This is a genomic window from Vibrio sp. AH4, assembly GCF_030710545.1.
Taxonomy (GTDB): Bacteria; Pseudomonadota; Gammaproteobacteria; order Enterobacterales; family Vibrionaceae; genus Vibrio; species Vibrio metoecus.
In genome coordinates, this window is record NZ_JALAIV010000001.1 from 322,673 (window position 1) to 343,410 (window position 20,738).

Sequence of the window (20,738 nt, forward strand, 5' to 3'; positions counted from 1 at the left end):
CCGTGCCGCCATGGATTGGCGGAGCACTTACTGCTCCAACCTCGCCACTAACCCACTTGCCCTTTGTGTTTTCACTTTAATTGCCCGCTGCAATACTTGATTATCACAATACAATTTGAGCTGTTTTTTCGCACGAGTAATGCCGGTATACACAAGCTCGCGCGTCAAAATCGGGCTGTAATCCGGCGGTAAAATCAGCAAGGTCAAATCAAATTCACTGCCTTGCGATTTATGTATGGTCATCGCATACGCCGTTTCATGTTGCGGTACTCGGCTCGGTAACACGGCTTTGATGCTGCCATCCGGCAACTCAAAATAGACTTTCAGTCTCCCCTGTTCATCTTCGCGATCGCGCATACACAAGCCAATATCGCCATTGTATAACCCTAGACCATGATCGTTGCGCGTGACCATGATCGGCCGTCCGTGATACCAGATCTCTTCTTGGGTTTTAATCAGCTTATGAGCATTCAACGCCCGTTCAATACGAGTGTTCAGCCCCATCACCCCAAAATCGCCTTCACGCAGCGCACAGAGCAATCGGCAGCGACTGAACGCATCAAGTGCTGATTTGGCAAGTGTGAGCATGGTTTGCTTTGTCGACTCAAATTGCTCAGTCGATTGATTGAGTAAATTCAGATAAGGACGATAAGCCTGCACTAAGGTTTGCAGCAGTTGCTGATAATGCTCGCCACTGAGCGCAAAGTGTTCAATATCGCTGAACGATTGCTGCCACACAGTTTCAACGCGCGCCGGAGATCCACTGTTGATCGCTTTTGCCAGTTGACCAATGCCAGATCGCGCATCAAAACGGTAGCTTTTTTGCAGCATACATAAGCAATCCGCCACCGGATTCACCGCTTTACTGGCAGTTTGGCGCAGAGTAGCAAAGCCTGTCAGTTCAGCCAACTGCGCGCCCTGCTCATTGCCGTAACCTTGGTTCAGGAAGGTACAAATATCACCGAGCACCGCCCCCGCTTCCACCGAGGCCAATTGATCTTTATCGCCAAGCAAAATCAACCGAGCGCGCTTCGGTAGCGCTTCGACCAGTTTCACCATCAAAGGCAAGTCAACCATGGACGCTTCATCGACCACCAACAGATCAAGATGGAGTGGATTACGTGCGTGATGACGAAACTCAGCACTGCCCGGAATCGCACCAAGCAAACGGTGAATGGTGCTGGAAGTGCTTGGGATCGCCGCGGCGATCTCTGGTTCTATCGCCAGTTGGCTTACCGCTTTACCCATCGATTCTGTTAAACGCGCCGCGGCTTTACCGGTTGGGGCGATCAATTTGATTTCCGGCACTTTGCCTTGCGCCATACTCTGGCTAATCAGCGCCGCCAGAAGCTTGGTCACTGTGGTGGTTTTGCCGGTTCCCGGCCCACCGGAAATCACCGCAAAACGGCGCGTCAGCGCGACGGCGGCCGCCACTTTTTGCCAGTTTAAGCAGTGAGTAAGCGGAATAAGCTGCTCTAACGGTTGTAAATCCGCGGCGCGCTGCGCTTTTTCGACTACAGCTTCAATCGCTGGCCAATCCAGCGCATCCGACTCCACCACATCCAATCGATCATTCAGCAGTTGAATCCGCTCGACCGAACTTAGCGGCTTTTGTTGTAGTGCTTGCCACAAGCCTAAATAGTCGCGGGCAAATAAGGTATTCAGGCGTTCACGCAAGTTAGCCAATTCAGCAGGGCTTAAACGTTGGGGGGCGGCCAACTCAGTCAATCGCGCCGCCAGTTGCTTTTCATAATGCCAGTAGCGATGTAGATAGAGCCTTGCGCCATCAAACATCAACGGCACCGCTTCACCTTGCTGCCCCACCAGAGATGAAGCTTGCAGTAAGGCTTGCCAATCTACCGCTAACCAGCGTTCACAGTGCTGCAAACTCGCGTCACCATAAAGACCAATCAGCGCCGCCAGATCGCAGAGATTGCCGTGTGTATCACACAGTGGCAAACAGATGTGCCCACGCCCAAGTTCTGCACTGAGCGCCGCGCTCAGTACACTCAAAAGCTCGCTTTCTGCCACGCTATGTCCTGCTAACGCGGCTTGTTTACCAATAAAGCGAGCAAACTGCACATCCAAAGGACGAAGCGCACCTTGTGCCAGCAGACGTTTCGCTACTTCGCTATCCCAAAACATCATAAATCAAGCTCCATCTGCCCAGCTTTACTCGCTCTTTGTGCCAGCTCACGCCCTGCAATCAACCCATCCAACTCATCTAACAAGGCCAAGCTTGGCTTGGTATGGAACACACCTTGATCGCTGCGCCCATCCATCCCGCGTAAGAAGAGATAAAACACGCCGCCGAAATGCTGCTCGTAATTGTAATGGGCTAAACGGCTGCGCAAAAAGCGATGCAGCGCTAACGCGTAAATCTGGTATTGCAGATCGTAACGGTGATCGGCCATCGCACTGCCCAAACGCTGTGGATGATACGCCGCAGGATCGTCACCTAAATGGTTGGATTTCCAGTCCAGCACGTAATAGCGCCCTTGATATTGAAACACCAGATCGATAAAGCCTTTGAGCATGCCTTGTACTGAGTGAAAACCGAGATCACCCGCGTGTGCCGAAAGCGGATCATGGCGCTGGGTGATGCGATTCAGGGTTGGCGCATCCAACACTTCGATTGGCAGTAAAAATTCCAACTCGGTCAGACGCTGGGCGGCCATAATTTGTTGTAAGCGCAGCGCTTTACCATCCAGTGGCGTGCTCAATACGGTGTCAACCAACTGTTGCAACACCGGCAGCCACTCGCTTTCAATCTGCTCACTTTCCATCAGTTCAAGGATGATTTTAGTATTGGGTTCACTGTGCGCCGATTGCTGGAAATCCACCTCTTCAAACAGCGAATGCAAGAACGTGCCGGGGCGTGCGCCACGCGGGAAATTGAAAATCGAGCGCTCGACAGATTCCAGCGCCGCTCCATCGCGCTCTTGCGCGCTATCAAGATCAAAACCGCCCACTTCAAGTAGGGGAAACTCTTGCAAAGGATCGTGACGAGCATGACTCGATTGCATCACCAAACCTGAGTAACTGGTGACTCGCCAACGGCGATCAATCGCTTGGCTTAACTCACGGGCAGTCAGCTCTCGCTCGTCCAATTGGGGTGGCTGATACACTTGCTCAAAACGCTTCGGTGGCGGGCATTGCGCGACATCTGGCAAGTTTTCACACTGTTTGAGCAGCGCTTGCTGCAGATCCGCGATACCACCCTCTTGACCATCTTGCAGCAGGAAACCGATCGCACTGCGATGCGCCGAGGTTGGCTCTTGGCTCGAATTGCCGTTGCGCAGCGGCGCAATGCCAATAAAACAGCCATACACAGCGCGAGTGAGCGCTACATACAGCAAGCGTAAATCTTCTGCCAAGCGTTCTTGATCGGCTTTGGCTAATGCCTCTTCATTGCCGGTTAAATCGACCCAAGTAGTGGCCGATTCAACGTCGTAATATTTGCCTTCGCTGCTCTCGCGATAACTCATCACAAACGGCAAAAATACCAACGGGTACTCAAGCCCTTTTGATTTGTGGATGGTGACGATCTGCACCAAACGGCGCTCAGATTCGAGGCGCTGGATCTGCTCATCACAGCCCCCCAATCCTTGCGCAGCATCCGCCATCGCCTGAGTCAGAAAACGCAGTAAGCCCTGATCGCTATCAATCTCACGCGTCGCTTGCTGCAAGAGTTCGCTGATGTGCAGATAGTCGGTGAGCCAGCGCTCACCTTCACTTTCCGCCAGCCAACGCTCGGCAATATGGCGCTGTGTCAACACCGCACGCAGCATCGGCAATACGCCGCGCTCACTCCACAAGCGGCGATATTGACGAAACTCCGCAATCAACTGTTCCCATTCGTTTTCATCGTTATTCAGCGCATCCAGCTCGCTGGCGGTTAACGCAAACAGATTCGAGGCGACAGCCGCACGGAGCAAGCGTTCATCTTCTGGCTGCCACACGGCAAGCAGCAAGCGTTCAATATCTTGTGCCACATCGCTGGCAAACACGCTGTCACGGTTGGAAAGGTAAACACTGGCGATGCCTTGCTGACTGAGCGCATCGCGCACCATGCGTGCTTCATTACCGGTGCGCACCAGCACCGCCAGATCGCCCGCTTCAATCGCCTCGCCGCGGTGAAAAGTCGCCGCGCCAGAGGCCGAAGCAGTCAAAATATGCTGAATTTGCGCCGCACACGCTTCAGCCATTTGCGCGTAGTAATCGGTTTTGCTTTGTGGTTTATCGAGATCTTCCGGCCACCAATAGGTCAAGGCTGGTTGTACTTGCCCCTCCAGTGTCCAGTGGCGTTTATCGGCACCAGGGCTTGCCGCCACGGGCTGAAAGGGAATGTCATCACTGTAAATAAACGGATGCGTCGCAAAGCTGAACACTTGGTTAACTGCCGCCACCATAGCCGCGCTGGAGCGCCAGTTCGTACCCAAGGTGTAGTGAGCGCTCACCTGATTGCGCGCTTTGATGTAAGTGAAAATATCGGCTCCACGGAAAGCGTAAATCGCCTGTTTCGGGTCGCCGATCATCAACAAGCCACACTGCGGATGGTCCAGATACAGCCGACTGAAAATGCTGTACTGCAGCGGATCGGTATCTTGGAATTCGTCGATCATCGCTACCGGATACAGCGTGCGAATGCGATCGCCCAATAGCCCTTGTTCATCATTATCGAGCGCAGCGCTGAGTTGAGTCAGCAAGTCATCAAACGAGAGCCAATGATGGGTGGATTTGGCTTTCGCCAACCAGTGGCGACAGTGATGAATCGCATGCACCAAAAGCGGCGTTTTGAGTGACACAGGCTCAGCAAGAAACGCTTCTATCCGTTCAAACAGCGCTAATTGTGGCGGATTGCCTTTCTTCGATTTGGCAAGCAACCCGCTTTGGGTGAACTCTTCAAGCTCTGACGGTACTTGCAGATCGTGCGTTTCACTTTGCGCCCAAGCATCCAGAATCGGCAAACGGCGCAGCAGCGCATTTTGGCTATTTTTGTGCAGGTCAGAGCCAGTTACTGCGGACTCAATCTCCTCTCGCTCCGCTAACCAGTGCTGCTTAATCTCGCAAATGCGCGCTATCTGTGCTTGTTGCAGCGCGGCCAAATCCCCTTCCATCAAAGGTGTGGTCAGTTTGACTGGCGGCCCAGAAAGATAACCGGCAATCTCAGCCAACAGCGCAGAGGGCGCCGGCCATAAGCGGCGCACTTCGCTCGCGAGGGCAATGGGCAAAGGGTAGAACTGTCTACGCCAATAATCGGCCACCACTTGCGCTTTGAGGCGACTTTCATCAGTGACGAATTCATTTTCAAAGCGACAGCCCGATTCAAACGCATTTTGCGTCAGCATGCGTTGGCAAAAACCGTGGATGGTGAAAATGGCCGCTTCATCCATCTGTCGCTCGGCACTCAGCAACAAAGAGACGGCTAAGTTGTGATCGGTAAATTCAGCCAGCAGGGAGCAAAGCAGTGGATCGTCACTTGCACCGCGGGCAAAGGCGAGGCGCGCATCGTGCAAGCGGCGACGAATACGGTCACGCAGCTCTGCGGTGGCCGCTTCGGTAAAAGTCACCACCAGAATTTGATCCACGCTTAGCGGATGCGCGTGGCGAGTTTCCGCGCAGCCATGCCCAAGCACCAGACGCAGATAGAGTCCGGCAATGGTGTAGGTTTTTCCGGTGCCTGCCGAGGCTTCAATCAGCCGCGCTCCATGCAAAGGAAAGCGCAACGTATCGAGCGTAACAGCGAGCTTATTTGAATCGGCACTCATCAGCCTTAATCCTTCTATCTACCGACGACAGAGATGTGACCCCAAACGAATATTTCTCTGCATTAAACTAAAAACCGTGATTGAGTATGGGCTTATGGGATCCACTTCACGGTACAAGCCAAGGCGGCACTTTACACTGCGCGCACGTTAACAAATTCATTTGTTACACAAGAATTTAGGTCCCTCTGACCTGTGGCCGTACAGCGAACGCCCTACACCAATAATGATTTTCTGGCGGCCACCCACTTCCCACGTCATTCATGATTAAACCTGTTCGGCATCTTGCACTTGTAAACGCGGTGTTTGCAGCACTGTGATGGCCAATTGGCGCAGCGTTTTTGCCAGTTCATCACTCCACTGCGGCCAAATACGCGCGATGTAGCGATTACCGCCTTCACCCTTGATGTAAAAGCTATCGTTGAAGGTGTCCGCCATTTTCTTGTAGGACTTCTCTTCATCTTCCTGCCATTTGCCACGGGAAAATCCGGCCTCAACGCAAGCCAACGCCGTTTTCGGAAAATAAGCCAAAGGCTGGTTCATGCCTTGGCAAAACAGCGTCACCAGTTCACTCAGTAGCGCCTTGGCTTGCTGCGTGTCATTAAGTGGCCGCAGCATCTGGTGCTGCACTCCTTCTTTGCGCTCATAACCAATCAAATGGGTCGTGACGGCTTTGCCGCTCGCCGCCAAGCAGAGATGATCAATCCATGCGGCTAATAAATCTTCCGAGCGAATCGCGCCACTGCGTGCGCGCACCAAGCCAGATTGATAACGCTTCACGAGCCAACCACGTAGTAAGACTTCTCGGCCATCGTCAAAGGGCTGCAAGCGTAGATCAATCTCTTCATCGTCCAGTGGTTGGTGACACAAAAAGCCAATTTTTTCCGCCAGCGCCAAAGCTTGTTGCGCACTTTGCGCCAATTCAAGATCGCCAAACGCCGCCACCGGCAACTTGCCTTGCGCTCGTTGCTGCTTAGCAAACTGCGCCACCACTTGGTCACGCTCTGCGCCATCGCGGCAAGCGAGCAGATTTTCCACCAACTCATCACGCAGCTGATACGCGCTCAATCCATCCAAAGCAAACGGCTCATCATCATCCAGCACGGCAAGCGGCGGCTCAAAGCTCACTTTCAAGCGACGTTTGAAGAAATACTCAACGGGCAGACGCCAAAAACGTTGCAACTCGACCAGATCCAGTTCCATCGGCCAACTCACTTCGAGCAGATAATCACTGAGTGGCGTGAGAAAATCGGCGCTGCTCTGCCCTTGGCGGCGCGCGGCAGGCAGCCATTCGCGGGCAAAACTGCCAGCGATAAACGCCTGCGGGCTGAACGGCACCATAGGATACTGGGTGGTTAAGTGCTCAACCAAGCGGCGTCCGGAGTCATCACTTTCTAGGTTTTCATCGCCAGCCAAGCAGTAGTTCTGCTCGCAATATTCCAAAAGCTCACTGACCAGCACTGAAGGCACGCGCTCGCTGTTATCTTGAATCGATCGGCCGACATAGCTGATATAAAGCTGCTCTTTGGCTGACAACAAGGCTTCGAGGAACAGGTAGCGCGACTCTTCACGCCGCGAACGGTCACCGACTCGGCGCTGCACATTACGCAGGTCAAACCCCTCCACCATTTCATTGGGTGGATAAACCCCATCATTCATGCCAAGTAGGCACACTCGGCGAAACGGGATCGAACGCATCGGCATCAGAGTACAGAAGTTCACTTGTCCCGCTAAAAAGCGCTGGCTAATCCGCGTGCCGGAGAGTTTATTGGTCAGCACTTGGCGAATAATGGCCGGTGAAATCGCTTGTTGGTAGCCCGCATCGGCCAACTGCTGTTTTAGGTTTACCAAACTATCGCGGATGGTTTTCAGCGCCAGCTCACCTTGCAGATCGACACTAAAACAGCGCTCCAACAGCTCGTTGAGCCAATAACGCCACTGCTCCATGCTTTGGGTTTGCGCCAGTTGGCTACGCAGCTCGCTGAGCGTTTGTACAAAGTGCGCGAGCTTACCCGCCAACTCAGCGCTCATACCTTGGACTTGGTTATAAGGAGCAAGCCACTGGCCGCCAAGTTCATACAATCCCGCTTCAGCCGGCATGGCGTAACCCAGTAACATACGTTCAATGCCAAACTGCCACGTATTTTGTTCACTGGCGGGCAGTTCAAACTCTGCGCCCGTGTCGCTATTGAGTCCCCAACGAATGCCCGCTTCTTCGACCCAACGTTTGGCAGTGGCAAACTCTTCTTCGTCAATTGCAAAACGCGCCATAATCGCCGGGGTTTCAAGTAGCTCAAGCAATTCAGACGCCAGACAGCGTGATTGCGGCAGCGCTAACAACTGCAAGAAGGCGGTTAAGATAGGGCTTTCCTGATCGGCGCTGCGATCGGAAATTGAAAACGGAATAAAACGCTCACCGGGCGCGTTGCCAAACACCGCCTGAATGTAAGGCGCGTAGGCGTTAATGTCAGGCACCATCACAATCACATCGCGCGGTTTCAGGCTAGGGTCACGCTCAAACTCGGCCAGCAGTCGGTCGTGCAGCACTTCCACTTCACGAATTGGGCTGTGACACAAGGCAATCTGCAGGGAATCATCCTGCGCGGCAATGCTGGGTTTATGGCTGCTGATGGCGAACTTGGCATCGTCTTGATGCTCTTGCAGATGCAAAATATCCGCTTGGATGTGATGCAGCAGCGAGTCGCGTTGAATGTCAATAAACAGCTCTAATTCGGACTGATCGTTTTGTGCCAGAAGATAGAGATTATCGCGCCCCATTTTGCCCATCGAGGCCAGTAAGCTATTGCCTACCGCGTGACTTAGGTGCAGCGACTCTTGCAGATAGTTTTCCACATCGCCTTTGAGCGGCGAAACTTCACTGCCGATGGTGACTTGTTCACCGTTAATGTGCAGGAGTTTGCGTTTTTGCGCTGCCACTCGCGCCAGATATTTGCGGTCACGAATGTCGCCCCAATAGTGCTGACAAGGGTTGGTCAGCATCAGGTGCACATCGATATGCTCACCCATCGCGCGCAGCGCATCAATATAACGGGGCGGCAGCGCAGAAATACCGAAGATGAACAAGCGCTTAGGCCATGTGCTGCGATCAAAATCGCCACTCGCCAACTGCTCAATGAAACGCTGATAGAGGTTAGCACGGTGATAAATCGAGTGCCCTTGCTTATGCGTGTAAGCGTAGAGTTCACGCCACAAAATCGGCTGCCACGGGTGTTGGTCAGCGATTTCCGCCACCTCTTCCCCCGCTTCCCAACTTAAAATCCAATCGGGGCGATACACTAAGTAACCATCGAAAATATCGGCAATTTTTTCCGCTAATTGGAAGCGCTTAGAATCATCTTCATCGTCTTGTAAATAGCGTTGCAGCGGTTGGAATTCTTCACGGTCAAGCAGCTTAGGCAGTAGCTCCATCAAACGCCAACTCATGGCTTCTTTATTGAAGGCACTGCGCTGCGGAACGTCTGGCAACACTTGAGTAAACATCTGCCAGATAAAGGTTGCCGGTAGAGGAAACTCAAGATTCGCGGCAACCCCTAATTCACTGGCCATCGCCATTTTAAGCCACTGCGACATACCGGGGCTTTGCACCAAAATGCTTTCAGGAATAAAGGGATCGTCCAACGGCTCATTTTTGATTAAATGCACCAACAGGATCTTCAGCGTTTCAACTTGGTTGGAGTGGTAGACAGTAAACACAATGCACTCATGCTGCTCGACTCATCATGAGCTGAGAGTAGCATAAGTGCATGTCGGGAAGGATAAAAAAGCTCTGGGCAGGATCTCAATTGGTTAACGAGAACCCACTAACACTTTATGTGGTTGATAAAAGGCCAGATAACGAATCGCAACATAGCTCACCACCACCGTGGCTACGATCAACTCAAGGCTCGCTAACCAATGCACTTGTGCTACGTAATGCTCTGCCACGCCGATATTTTCCATCCAGTGCGCCATTTTAAATAGCGCGGTCGCGCCAATCACCATCGGGAAGGTGAATGCCGCGTAGCCGGGGCTAAAAGGCAGACGCAGTAAGCGTGTGAATGCTAAGTAGATGATGGCGGTCATCAGTACCGCTATCCCAAACAGCAGCGCCACAATCACAGGTGAAGGATCTGCCACGACGGTCAGATACCCCGCCAGAGAGAGGCTGGCAGGCGCGGCCATGATCGCCAACGTTGGCTTCGCCGCATCTGGGATCTCTTGAGTGAAGATAAAACGATAGATCATCATAGGCAGCATCACGGCGTAAGCCAGCATGCCAAACACTAAACACGCGTAGGCAATTGGCGCTAACGCAGGATGGCCCGAGAAAGAAACGTCAGCGACAATAATGCCGACGGGAGGCACAAACCAGCTTGGCACCATGTGGTGCAGCTCAAACGCTTGGGCGCGGTGATACAAAAAACTCACCAAAAACAGAATGTGTAAGCCCACGGCAAACAGCCACAAAGCATCGCCAGCCACAGGGTAAAAATGACCCAGCGACGCCGACACCACCATGGTTGCCATGGCAAAGGTTGGCACCACACTGCCCACTACCGGATGTGCCAAATCTTGGCGTAACAAGTGGCCGTGCCATAGAAATTTAAAGGCCAGCACAATCAATAGCACACTGGCGATTGCTGCCCCCACCCACTGCGCGACACCGTGTGCCGCAATCATATTTTCCCAACTCCATCCCAAGCTCGCAATCCCTAGCGCGAGGCCGGCCATTGGGGTCGGCGCTCCCATCACTTTTGCTTTTGCTGCTCGAATCATACTGTCTCTCTATTGATGGTTATCGGTTAATAAGCGCATCTTACGCTTGCACTTTGTTTTCAACTATCTAATTATTTCTAACACATGTTCAATAAAACTAAACGATCGCCATGGCTAGCCATATTTCACTCAAACAATTGCGGGTTTTCACCACCATCACTCAACATAAAAGTTTGACTGTCGCCGCAGAAGTGCTGTGCCTCTCCAAAGCCGCGGTCAGTGTCGCTCTGTCAGAGTTAGAAAAACAGCTTGGCCATGCACTGTTTGATCGCGTCAACAACCGCTTGGTGCTTAACCAAGAAGGGCAAAAACTGCTGCCAATGGCCGATGAACTGCTGCAGCGCGCCAAAGATATCGACCGCCTGTTTGCAGAGCAGCAGGTGCTCACTGGCAAACTGCGCATCGGTTCGAGTGACACTATAGGTAATCAAGTTGCACCTTATCTGATCAGTGCCTTTCGGCAGTTGCATCCGCATCCGTCACAAAGCCTGTTTATTTCCAACTCAGCGCAAGTGTGCCAGAAACTGGTTGATTACGAACTCGATATCGGCCTAATTGAAGGCAAAACGCAGCATCCGGAACTTATTTCCACTCAATTTAGCCAAGATGAGATGTGTATCATCTGTGCGCCCGATCATCCTTTTGCTCAACGTGAACGCTTGGTGATGAGCGATTTTGAACACAGCGATTGGGTGCTGCGCGAAGCTGGCTCAGGCTCGCGCGAATTTTTCCTACGCGTGATTGCTCCGCGCATCGAACATTGGATTGAAGCCTTTGAGCTCAATACCACCGAAGCGCTAATCAATAGTGTCTCTTCCGGTTTAGGGCTAGGCTGCTTGTCTCGATTAGCCGCGAAAACGCCTCAACAAGATGGGCGTGTGGTGATTCTCAATGTCCCTCTTGATATGAAACGTCGCTTCTGGATGTTGGTTCATAAAGAGAAATACCAAAATCCCCTGCTGCGCCAATTTATTGAATTTTGTCCACAATGGGCAAACGAAAGTGCTCTGCTGCAACTCGATTAATTCCAACCCCAAAGGGATATGACTTAGCACGCATTTTGGCGGTCATAACTGGACTTTAATGACTAGAAACTGTATAAACAGCCAGTTATTTTTAGCGACAAACTAGAGGATTAACCATGGCTGTTATCGTGAAGTACGTGGTGGAGCGCAACGGAGAAGAGAAAATGACTTTTACCTCGAAAGCCGAAGCTGACGCTTATGACAAAATGCTGGATATGGCAGACGAGCTGTTCGAACTGCTGGGTAAAAGTGCTCTGATCGAAGATGAAGCCAAGCAAGAAGAGCTAGCCATGTTCTTGGCTCAAAACAAAGAAGACGTACTGTGTGCACTGGGCGCCAAACGCAAACCGGCTCCAGCAACGGGCAAAAAGCCGAAAGCAGTTGCAGACAGTGATGAAGATGAGTCTATCGACGACGCTGCTTAATTCAAAAAACCGCTGAGTGAAACCAGCGGTTTTTTATTTGCTGAGGTTGACTCACAAAGGAAGCACTGCGAAAAACGAACGGGATTCTTTTTATACCCAAACTACTTGGAGTTGCAGGTAGGCGGCAAGAGAGTTCATCCCCATGAGCATAGATAAACTATGTGATTGGGGTGAACGAACGTAGCTAACACCGCTGCAGCTTCAAGTAGGAAGGGGAAACGCAATATCTCTTTAAAAAGACAAAATGCATTCTTCTACAGACGGATTGCCTTTGCGGTCTTTTATCCTGCTCATCCACTCTTTATGATGAACTACCTATCGGTTGAGCGGTGGATGCTCAACTTACTGCCTTTGCTGCTGCAAAACACAACAGTAAACCGCTCACTTTTGATGATGGAGAATAAACATGGCGTACTTTGCTTTAGGTCTAGCAACCGCGACCAAAAATCGTGATGGAAAAATTATTGAAGCCTTCTTCCCAACCCCCATTCTGGCTCCTAGCGACGCTTTGGTTGCGGCATTGGCACCGATCGCAGGTTATCAAGAAGGCAATCAAGCGCTAGAAATCACCGCGGCACAAAGCGCGCAATTAGCCGCTGTTTTCGCCGCTCATCAACAAGCCGCAAGCGCAGCATTTGCTGATAAAGCTGCCAATGCCAAACAGCCTCTCGTACTGGTGATTCTGGCCAGCGATGACAAGCCACAAAGCGTGGCTGAAGGCTACCTAAAGTTACAACTGATTTCTCACCGACTGGTTAAACCACACGGTACTGTGCTGGATGGCATTTTCGGCTTACTGCACAACATCGCATGGACCAACGAAGGCCCCATTGATCTGCCAGAACTAGCGGAGCGCCAGATCGAAGCGCGTTTGGCTGGCCGTGTGCTAACGGTCGATTGCGTCGACAAATTCCCGAAAATGGTCGATTACGTGGTTCCAACTGGCATTCGTATCGCGGACACTTCTCGCGTACGTCTGGGCGCACATGTGGGTGAAGGTACCACTGTGATGCATGAAGGCTTCATCAACTTCAACGCGGGAACCTCTGGCGTGAGCATGGTTGAAGGCCGTATCTCTGCGGGTGTTGTGGTGGGCAATGGCTCAGACATCGGCGGCGGCGCATCCATCATGGGTACGCTGTCTGGCGGCGGCAAAGTAGTGGTATCGATTGGTGAAAACTCACTGCTTGGTGCCAACGCAGGCTTGGGCTTCCCACTCGGCGATCGCTGTACTGTGGAATCAGGCTTGTACGTGACGGCCGGCACCAAAGTGCGCACGCTGGATAAAGATGGCAACCAAGTCGATATCGTAAAAGCACGCGATCTGGCTGGCGTTTCGGATTTGCTGTTCCGTCGTAACTCACTGACTGGACAAATTGAGTGTCTGGCCAACAAATCGGCCGTGGAACTCAACAGCGAACTGCACAAGAACAACTGATCTTGATACGTTCGTGATGCAAGAAAAATGGCTTGGATTTCCAAGCCATTTTTTTATCTCAAATCTTGCATTTCAATACGCTTAACCGGGATGACCATCCACTCTTGGTTTCAGCAACATTGCGCCAAAGCGCAGCACAAACAGTGCAAACGCAATCACCCACAGCGCAGCGCTCAGGTTCACCCAAATCAGCAACTGCTGCGGTAGCAAACCCACACCGACACCACGCACGACAGCGGCAAGCAGCAAAGCGATAAATGCCCATTGCATGTTAGGGCCTTGATAAATCGCTCGCCCCGTGTGCCCCATAGTGACACGCGCAATCATGCTTAAAACTAGGCCTGAGAGCGCACCTATCGCAAATAAATGCAGTAAGTTGTGGTTCAGCCAAGCGTTACTCACTCCCCCACGCAGCAGCAAACTCAGCGGGATACACAGATAGGCAGCATGCAGTGACCACACCAAAGGCTCACTGAAAGTACGCCAAGGCTGCCAACGTAAAAAGCGGATCAATTGCGCGACGCTAGCTACCAGCATCAAAGGCTGGCCGAGTTGTGCCATGGTCAATGGGAAGAAACTAAGTACAAACAGAGCCAGTAAGCTACCGTTAGCGATCACATCCAAAGCCAAAATCGGCTCCGCTTTTGTAAACTGGAAACGTCTTGCGGTGAAAAACGGAATCACTCGCCCGCCCATCACTGAAAGCAGCAACATAAACCACCACAGCATGGCTTGCCACACCGCACTGCTCGGGAATGGCGGCATGCCTTTAATGGTGGCGTAGCTGGCAAAGTTAGCGGCAATCGCCAACAGAAACAGAGGGATAAAAAATAGGTTGCGCCAACCTTTGGCTTTTAGCACCCGTAACCCCACTTCATAGGCCACCGCCAGAAGAAATAGCGCTTCAATACTCGACGTTAACCACAGCGGCACAGGCAACCAAAACAGAATCCGCACCATTAGCCACAAAGCCACAATGAGAGCTAAACGGTGGCTTTTCGTGCCAGTCATGCCCGTCCAGTTTTGCACCGCCGTGAGCAGAAATCCGGCCACAATCGCCATCGCAAAACCAAACAGCATTTCATGCACATGCCACCACAGCGCGGGGACTTGCAAGTGTGGCGGTTGTCCGGTTTGAAACATCCACACCCAAGCCACAATCGCCACCACGGCATAAACACTGCCAAGTAAGAAGAAAGGACGAAATCCCAACCGCAGTACGGCAGGAATACGCTCTTCGACACGTTTATCGATAATGTTGATCACTTTGGCTCCTTCGCCGACTTCATCACAGACCGAACCAGTGATGAGCACAAACCAAGCCAAGATAATTCATATTTAAAATCAATAGACTAGAAAAAGGAAAAGTCATAATGACACCGAAAAATCGAGTCATTATGACTTTTTAATGTGTGTTTCACTCAAACTCTATAGGCGAGGTGTGATCACCACACAAGCGATCTGCTTTTGCTTACCAAAGCCGATGATTTGCGACAGTGCCGCTTTGCCCACCGGAATATAACCCGAACCGCTCACATGCTCTTCCGATTCGGCATGCGGATCATGGAAAAAGAAGAACTTATCACTCAAACCACTGAGCACAATCCAGTGCGGCTCTTTCTTACCATCAAAACGGTACGTGCTAATGAGCAGCAGCACACAGGCACCTTGCCGTACCCACTCTTCGAGCTGGGCTTGCGATGGTGGCGCATCAATCATACTCACATCTTGCTCAGCAAGTTGCTGGCAAAAATCTTGGTGCACTAACTCAATGATCTGCTTTTTGTTGGGGTCACGTACGCTATCAATAAAAGGCGTTGATCGAGATTGGTTCCATAGCTCAACATGATAGCCACGTCTTGCGGCGGCCAGAGCCAAACCTTGCCCACTGCAGCCACCATGCCCAGCCGCCATAAAAATCGTGGTGGCTTCACGCCACAGCTGCATCTCTTGCGTGCGGCTCGGCTCAAAGGTTTTATCCAAGCAGGCAAAACTCATTAACAGACAGGCTGCACCACACGTAAATGGCGTGGTTTGCACATATAAAGGCATCGGCAGCAAGACTTTGGACTCTTGAGGCGTTAACCTTTTCTGCATTCTGCGCCCATCGCACAAATCGTCATAGTAATGGATGAGCAACTTCAAGGTTTTATAGCCCATCTTTTCATATAATTTTAGGGCGGCGGTATTGTCTTCACGCACTTCCAGCCGTAATGTAGTTGAGCCTTGATCAAGAGCAGCACGCTCGCATTGCTCGACTAAACTCTGAGCAATTCTCTGCCCTCTGAATTCAGGTTTTACGGCAATCGAATACAATCTTGATAGCTGTGTACCTTGATGAAATAGAAGCAATGCATATCCCGCCAGCTGGTCGCCGGCATCTGCCACGAATAACGCCGCATGGTCGGAATGTAAAAAACGCTTCATTTGGCGAGGAGAGATTCTATCCCCGTCAAAAAGCTGTTGTTCTAACGCATTGAGCGCATTGAGATCAGCGCTATTGGCACGACGAATGTCCATTCAACATCCTTAGTAATGAGTGGATTGACGAGATTGCGACTCACATAATAGCCCCAAACGACTTGAAGTTGCAGGTAGGCAGCAAGTGAATTCATCCCCATGAGCATAGTTCACTCTATGTTTGGGGTGAATGAACCTAGCCAACACCGCTGCCATGACAAGTAGGAAGGGCATAAACCTATGACAATAGGAAGAATATACCGATGGCTAACCTTTTAATCGTGACCGATCAGGTCAGTGACTGGCAACAATATTTCCCTTCAGAACAAGTTGTTAGTGTCGATCAATATCTCGATACTGACTGGAAATTCAATCACCGCAGTGTACAGGTAGTCAACCTGTGTCGCGATTACGGCTACATGAGTAGCGGTTACTATGTTTCCTTGATGGCCGAAGCCCGTGGCCACCGCGTGATCCCGCGCGTGATGGCGATCAATGATATCAATCAGCCGTTTTTCCTCTCTTCCGGCCTGATCAAGATGCACAAACTGAACAGTGGTACTGACGTAATCAACACCAAAATTTACTTTGGCCGCACTCCACAAAAAGGCTTAGAAAAACTGGCGCGCCGCCTGTTTGAGCAGTTCATGGTGCCCGTGATTGAACTGGAAATGCACAAATACCAAGGGCAATGGCAGATCATCAAAATCGCCCCCTTCCCGTTTCAAGACTTAGAAGACCCCGAGCAGGATTTCTTCATTGAGTCGCTAGAAATGTTCTCTACCAAAGTGTGGCGTCGCCCAAAACAAGAGAAGAAGTACCGCTACGACATCGCAATGCTGGTCGACCCAGATGAAAAAATGCCACCGTCTGATGCTTCTGCGCTCAAACGTTTCCATCGCGCCGCCAACCGTTTGGGTATGAACTTGGAAACTATTTCACCGGATGATTTGTCGCGTTTGGGGGAATTTGATGGTCTGTTTATTCGCGCCACCACCAACATCAGTAATTACACCTATCGCTTCGCGAAAACGGCCGAGAAGATGGGCTTAGTGGTGATGGATGACTCTGAATCGATCATGAAATGCACCAACAAGGTATTTTTGACTGAGCTGTTGGAAACCAACAAAGTACCTGCTCCGAAAAGCGTGATCATCCGCAGTTTTGACCCTGAGTGGAAAACCGGACTGATGGAACAGTTGGATTTCCCGATGGTGCTGAAAATCCCAGATGGTGCTTTCTCTCGCGGTGTGGTGAAAGTGCGTAATGAACAAGAGCTGGAGCAAGAAGCCGGCACCCTGTTTGAGAAAAGTGCGCTGATTTTGGCGCAAGCCTTTATGCCGACCGACTTTGACTGGCGTATCGGGGTGATGAACCGCCAAGCGATTTTTGCTTGTAAGTACATGATGAGCCGTGGCCACTGGCAGATTTACCAGCACCACAACAGCGGTCGAGTGACTGCGGGCGGCTTTGAGACACTGGATCTCAAACAAGTACCCAAAAATGTCGTCGATGTGGCGGTGAAAGCCTCAAACCTGATTGGTGGCGGCCTCTATGGTGTGGATCTTAAAGAGATTGATGGTCAAGTTTACGTGATTGAAGTGAACGATAACCCAAGTATCGATCACCATGTGGAAGACGCGTTTTTGGGCGATCTGCTGTATGACCGCATCATGACCGAGTTCTTACGCCGTATTCAGATGCGTGGTTTCTAAAGCATTTTTACCCTTCTCAACTAAGCCCGGAGATATTCCGGGCTTTGACTCTTTATCGCTCCATTGTTACTTTCTTGCCATCAACGTTTTGTAAACAAGGATAACCATGGAGTTTCTCATCGATCACTGGCGCTTTGGTGATGCAGCGCCACAACGCCATCCCGCTCAATTGCAAAAGCTACAAGCCGGTGATTGGTATCACTGTCAACGAGATGCGGAAGGGCTGCGTGAGTGGCTACTCGAACAGAGCATTCCCTCATCGGTTATCGAAAGTTTGTTGGCCGAAGATACTCGCCCCCTGTTTGAACAGTATGATGAACAAAACTTTCTGCTGATTCTGCGTGGCGTGAATCTCAATGACAATGCAGATCCAGCCGACATGCTTAGTGTGCGTATTCTTTATTATCACGGGGCATTGATTTCAACCCGAAAAACACCGTCTAAAGCGATCAGCACTGTGCGTGCAGCGCTAGAAGCAGGCCAAGGGCCTTCAAACTTAGCTGAATTGATTGTGCGAGTGGTCGATGAACTGAATAAAAATATCGACGTCTATCTCGATCAAATCGAAGACAAAATCGCTCAATTTGATGAGGAGTTAGAGCTCAGTAATGAGTTGATGGAAACCCATAAATCCTTGCTCAAACTCAAACGTTTTATTAAACCCCAGCAATACGCCTTGGATGACTACCTCAACTCGGAGGTTACCCCCGCGAAAAACCAGCATTTACGTTTGCGCCACAGCGTCAACACGGTAACGCGGATTAACGAAACCTTGGACTTCTTCTTGAGTGAGCTGGAAATCATCAAAGGTGAGCTGCGCCAGTACCATGCAGAGAAGATGAACCAGAACACGTATTTGTTTTCCGTGATCGCGGCAATTTTCCTGCCGACCAGTTTCTTAACGGGTTTGTTAGGCGTGAACGTTGGCGGCATTCCGGGGACTGAATCGCCCATCGCCTTTGGGCTATTTTGCGCAGGACTTGGGCTAATTTTCGGCTTAGAGTTTTGGATTTTGCGCCGTCTGCGTTTTTTTGAAAATCAATCGTAAATCGCTACAGGAAGTCATCATGTATATCTTTGGCTATGGAAGCCTAATTAACTCTGCCTCACGCCGTTTAACTGGCCAGACTGGACGTGCTATTCCCGCCAGCGCAACCGGATTAGTGCGCTATTTTGGCAAAATCGATGACAGTTACATTCTTTCGCCCTTAGTGGTTCATCAAGGTGACGGGCAAATTAACGGCGTGCTGTTGGAAATTAATGAGGTTGCGTTAGCGGAATTTGATCGCCGTGAGCGCGGTTATCAGCGCATTGCACTGAACGCTGATCGTATTCATGCAGAAGACCATTTTGATCATGAAAAACCGATTTGGATTTACGTCACTGAGCAGCATCAACCGCCCTGTTCACAAAGCCCGATCGTGCAAACCTATGTCGATACCGTGCTCAGTGGCTGCCTTGAGTTTTCCGAAGCGTTTGCACGGCAATTTGTCGAGCAAACTTTGGGCTGGCAGCATCCGTTAGACAATGACCGTCACGCCCCCAAATACGGCAACTTGGCGGGGGTGAATCCAGAACATCACTCATTGATTGATCAATTAATTGCTACCGTGCGTTAAACAATTCTCACCCCGCTTGCGATGGCGCGCTGTGGGGTGAGTAATACACTCTCTTCACCATCTTGCGTTTCCGCGCACAACAACATGCATTGTGATTGCACTCCCGCAACTAAACTTGGTTTGAGATTACACAGCACCACCACTTGCTGATGAAGTAAGGCATCTGCTGCGTAATAAGGTGCTAACGCCGTGACAGTTTGCAAAGGCTGCTCTCCAACTTCGATTTGCACAATATAATGGCGTGTTGAACGAGGATGAGGTTTTACCTCAATAATTGTTCCAATACGCAAATCCAATCGCGCAAAATCATCGTACCCTACCGTCAAAAACGCCGAGTCCATAGCAATCACCCTTCTTATCATTAAAAACGTTTACACTTTACGCCAATCCCTGTTGAACAAGCGTGATGGCTCACAATTCACTCTTATGTACTCAGTTACAATTGCGCTGTTTTCACAGAGAGCGCTACTATTGCGCCTGTGACAGAAAAGGAATCTTATGGCAACCATAAAAGACGTAGCGCGTGAAGCCGGTGTATCTGTGGCAACGGTTTCACGCGTCATCAACAAATCCCCGAAAGCTAGCCAAGCCTCGATTGATGCGGTGACCAGTGCGATGCACAAACTCGGCTATCGTCCGAACGCCGCCGCTCGCGCTTTAGTCAATCAAAGCACCAATACCATAGGGGTCTTGGTCAGCGATGTATCTGATCCCTTCTTTGGAACTTTAGTCAAAGCCGTCGATACTGTCGCCCACCGCGAAGGAAAACATTTGCTGATCGGCAACGGCTACCACCGAGCGGAAGAAGAGCGCCGCGCGCTGGAACTGCTCATCAACAGCCGCTGTGATGCCTTGGTCATCCACTCCAAAGCGCTTCCCGATGAAGAGCTGATTGAGTACGCCAACGAGGTAAAAACGCTGGTGTTGATCAATCGCCATATTCCTCAGCTCGCCGATCGCTGTATTTCACTCGACAACCAGAAAGGTGCTTATTTAGCAACCGATTTTCTCATCCGTCAAGGACATAGAAACATTGCTTGCATCAGTTCCTCTCATCAAATTGAGGATGCCGATCAGCGTATTGCGGGCTATCAACAAGCCTTGAACGAACATGGCATAACCCTAAGCAGCAGCTACATTGAAAAAGCCAGCCCAGACAGTGAAGGCGGCGAACAGGCGATGACTAACCTACTGGTGAAATCACTGCCTTTTACCGCAGTGGTCGCCTACAACGACAATATGGCCGCTGGAGCCCTGTTGGTACTTGAGGAAAATGGGCATTCGGTTCCTGAACATGTCTCAGTGATTGGTTTTGACGATGCCCTGATTTCGCGCTACTTACGCCCACGCCTGACGACCGTGCGTTACCCAATCCAACTGATGGCAGAAAAAGCCACTCAGTTGGCTCTTGCTTTGGCAACCGATGCACCGCGTGAAAATGATCCGATGATCTTTTCGCCCACCATCGTTCGCCGCGACAGCGTGGCACAAAAAAGAGAGCCTTAAGGCTCT

The 20,738-nt window shown here is 51.0% G+C and carries 14 protein-coding genes; 7 read left to right on the top strand and 7 right to left on the bottom strand.

Annotated elements, in window-relative coordinates:
* Window positions 1–27: 27 nt before the first annotated feature.
* The 4 genes from recD to MKA69_RS01690 all read right to left on the bottom strand — a co-directional run bounded on the left by recD (window position 28) and on the right by MKA69_RS01690 (window position 10,544).
* Window positions 28–2,148 carry an exodeoxyribonuclease V subunit alpha gene (recD, locus tag MKA69_RS01675; RefSeq protein WP_305847402.1) on the bottom strand — a complete coding sequence of 707 codons (2,121 nt, stop codon included), beginning with the start codon at window positions 2,146–2,148 and terminating at the stop codon, window positions 28–30.
* The gene (gene recB, locus MKA69_RS01680; protein WP_305847403.1) at window positions 2,145–5,771 is read right to left on the bottom strand and encodes an exodeoxyribonuclease V subunit beta; all 3,627 of its coding nucleotides are present in this window, start codon (window positions 5,769–5,771) and stop codon (window positions 2,145–2,147) included. Before recB ends, recD begins: the two co-directional genes overlap by 4 nt.
* Window positions 5,772–6,035: 264 nt before the next feature.
* A complete protein-coding gene (gene recC / locus MKA69_RS01685) occupies window positions 6,036–9,482 on the bottom strand; it encodes an exodeoxyribonuclease V subunit gamma (protein WP_305847404.1) in 3,447 nt (1,148 codons plus the stop codon).
* Between the two features lie 93 nt (window positions 9,483–9,575).
* Window positions 9,576–10,544: a TDT family transporter gene (locus MKA69_RS01690; protein WP_305847405.1), complete on the bottom strand. Its 969-nt coding sequence runs from the start codon at window positions 10,542–10,544 to the stop codon at window positions 9,576–9,578.
* Between the two features lie 110 nt (window positions 10,545–10,654).
* On the opposite strand from MKA69_RS01690, the gene MKA69_RS01695 reads away from it, so the two are divergent.
* From MKA69_RS01695 to dapD, 3 genes are all read left to right on the top strand, one after another.
* The gene (locus tag MKA69_RS01695; protein WP_305847406.1) at window positions 10,655–11,569 is read left to right on the top strand and encodes a LysR family transcriptional regulator; all 915 of its coding nucleotides are present in this window, start codon (window positions 10,655–10,657) and stop codon (window positions 11,567–11,569) included.
* 116 nt (window positions 11,570–11,685) lie between these two features.
* Window positions 11,686–11,994, top strand: coding sequence for a YebG family protein (locus MKA69_RS01700; protein ID WP_055027574.1), 309 nt, complete (start codon window positions 11,686–11,688; stop codon window positions 11,992–11,994).
* 406 nt (window positions 11,995–12,400) lie between these two features.
* Window positions 12,401–13,432, top strand: a complete 1,032-nt coding sequence (dapD, locus tag MKA69_RS01705) for a 2,3,4,5-tetrahydropyridine-2,6-dicarboxylate N-succinyltransferase (protein ID WP_095469880.1) — start codon at window positions 12,401–12,403, stop codon at window positions 13,430–13,432.
* A gap of 81 nt (window positions 13,433–13,513) precedes the next feature.
* Here the strand turns inward: dapD and MKA69_RS01710 are convergent, their stop codons facing one another.
* The gene (locus MKA69_RS01710; protein WP_305848218.1) at window positions 13,514–14,698 is read right to left on the bottom strand and encodes an NnrS family protein; all 1,185 of its coding nucleotides are present in this window, start codon (window positions 14,696–14,698) and stop codon (window positions 13,514–13,516) included.
* Between the two features lie 162 nt (window positions 14,699–14,860).
* Entirely contained in the window at window positions 14,861–15,952 is a 1,092-nt protein-coding gene (locus MKA69_RS01715; RefSeq protein ID WP_000354940.1) for a GNAT family N-acetyltransferase/peptidase C39 family protein, read from the bottom strand.
* 203 nt (window positions 15,953–16,155) lie between these two features.
* Between MKA69_RS01715 and MKA69_RS01720 the strand changes: the two genes are divergently transcribed.
* The 3 genes from MKA69_RS01720 to MKA69_RS01730 all read left to right on the top strand — a co-directional run bounded on the left by MKA69_RS01720 (window position 16,156) and on the right by MKA69_RS01730 (window position 19,226).
* Window positions 16,156–17,607, top strand: a complete 1,452-nt coding sequence (locus MKA69_RS01720; protein ID WP_114716716.1) for a RimK family protein — start codon at window positions 16,156–16,158, stop codon at window positions 17,605–17,607.
* 106 nt (window positions 17,608–17,713) lie between these two features.
* Window positions 17,714–18,655 carry a zinc transporter ZntB gene (locus MKA69_RS01725; protein WP_055029115.1) on the top strand — a complete coding sequence of 314 codons (942 nt, stop codon included), beginning with the start codon at window positions 17,714–17,716 and terminating at the stop codon, window positions 18,653–18,655.
* Between the two features lie 19 nt (window positions 18,656–18,674).
* Window positions 18,675–19,226, top strand: coding sequence for a gamma-glutamylcyclotransferase family protein (locus tag MKA69_RS01730; protein ID WP_188371653.1), 552 nt, complete (start codon window positions 18,675–18,677; stop codon window positions 19,224–19,226).
* Here MKA69_RS01730 and MKA69_RS01735 read toward each other — a convergent pair.
* Window positions 19,223–19,567, bottom strand: coding sequence for a tRNA-binding protein (locus MKA69_RS01735; RefSeq protein WP_055031565.1), 345 nt, complete (start codon window positions 19,565–19,567; stop codon window positions 19,223–19,225). The two genes, MKA69_RS01730 and MKA69_RS01735, sit on opposite strands and share 4 nt — an antisense overlap.
* Window positions 19,568–19,724: 157 nt before the next feature.
* Here MKA69_RS01735 and MKA69_RS01740 point away from each other — a divergent pair, with 157 nt between their 5' ends.
* Window positions 19,725–20,732: a substrate-binding domain-containing protein gene (locus MKA69_RS01740; RefSeq protein WP_019829868.1), complete on the top strand. Its 1,008-nt coding sequence runs from the start codon at window positions 19,725–19,727 to the stop codon at window positions 20,730–20,732.
* Window positions 20,733–20,738 lie beyond the last annotated feature (6 nt).

Bases quoted from the DNA above. Each gene is read 5' to 3' on its own strand.
- recD (WP_305847402.1), bottom strand. From the start codon at position 2,148: ATGATGTTTTGGGATAGCGAAGTAGCGAAACGTCTGCTGGCACAAGGT.
- recB (WP_305847403.1), bottom strand. From the start codon at position 5,771: ATGAGTGCCGATTCAAATAAGCTCGCTGTTACGCTCGATACGTTGCGC.
- MKA69_RS01690 (WP_305847405.1), bottom strand. From the start codon at position 10,544: ATGATTCGAGCAGCAAAAGCAAAAGTGATGGGAGCGCCGACCCCAATG.
- MKA69_RS01695 (WP_305847406.1), top strand. From the start codon at position 10,655: ATGGCTAGCCATATTTCACTCAAACAATTGCGGGTTTTCACCACCATC.
- MKA69_RS01700 (WP_055027574.1), top strand. From the start codon at position 11,686: ATGGCTGTTATCGTGAAGTACGTGGTGGAGCGCAACGGAGAAGAGAAA.
- dapD (WP_095469880.1), top strand. From the start codon at position 12,401: ATGGCGTACTTTGCTTTAGGTCTAGCAACCGCGACCAAAAATCGTGAT.
- MKA69_RS01715 (WP_000354940.1), bottom strand. From the start codon at position 15,952: ATGGACATTCGTCGTGCCAATAGCGCTGATCTCAATGCGCTCAATGCG.
- MKA69_RS01720 (WP_114716716.1), top strand. From the start codon at position 16,156: ATGGCTAACCTTTTAATCGTGACCGATCAGGTCAGTGACTGGCAACAA.
- MKA69_RS01725 (WP_055029115.1), top strand. From the start codon at position 17,714: ATGGAGTTTCTCATCGATCACTGGCGCTTTGGTGATGCAGCGCCACAA.
- MKA69_RS01730 (WP_188371653.1), top strand. From the start codon at position 18,675: ATGTATATCTTTGGCTATGGAAGCCTAATTAACTCTGCCTCACGCCGT.
- MKA69_RS01735 (WP_055031565.1), bottom strand. From the start codon at position 19,567: ATGGACTCGGCGTTTTTGACGGTAGGGTACGATGATTTTGCGCGATTG.
- MKA69_RS01740 (WP_019829868.1), top strand. From the start codon at position 19,725: ATGGCAACCATAAAAGACGTAGCGCGTGAAGCCGGTGTATCTGTGGCA.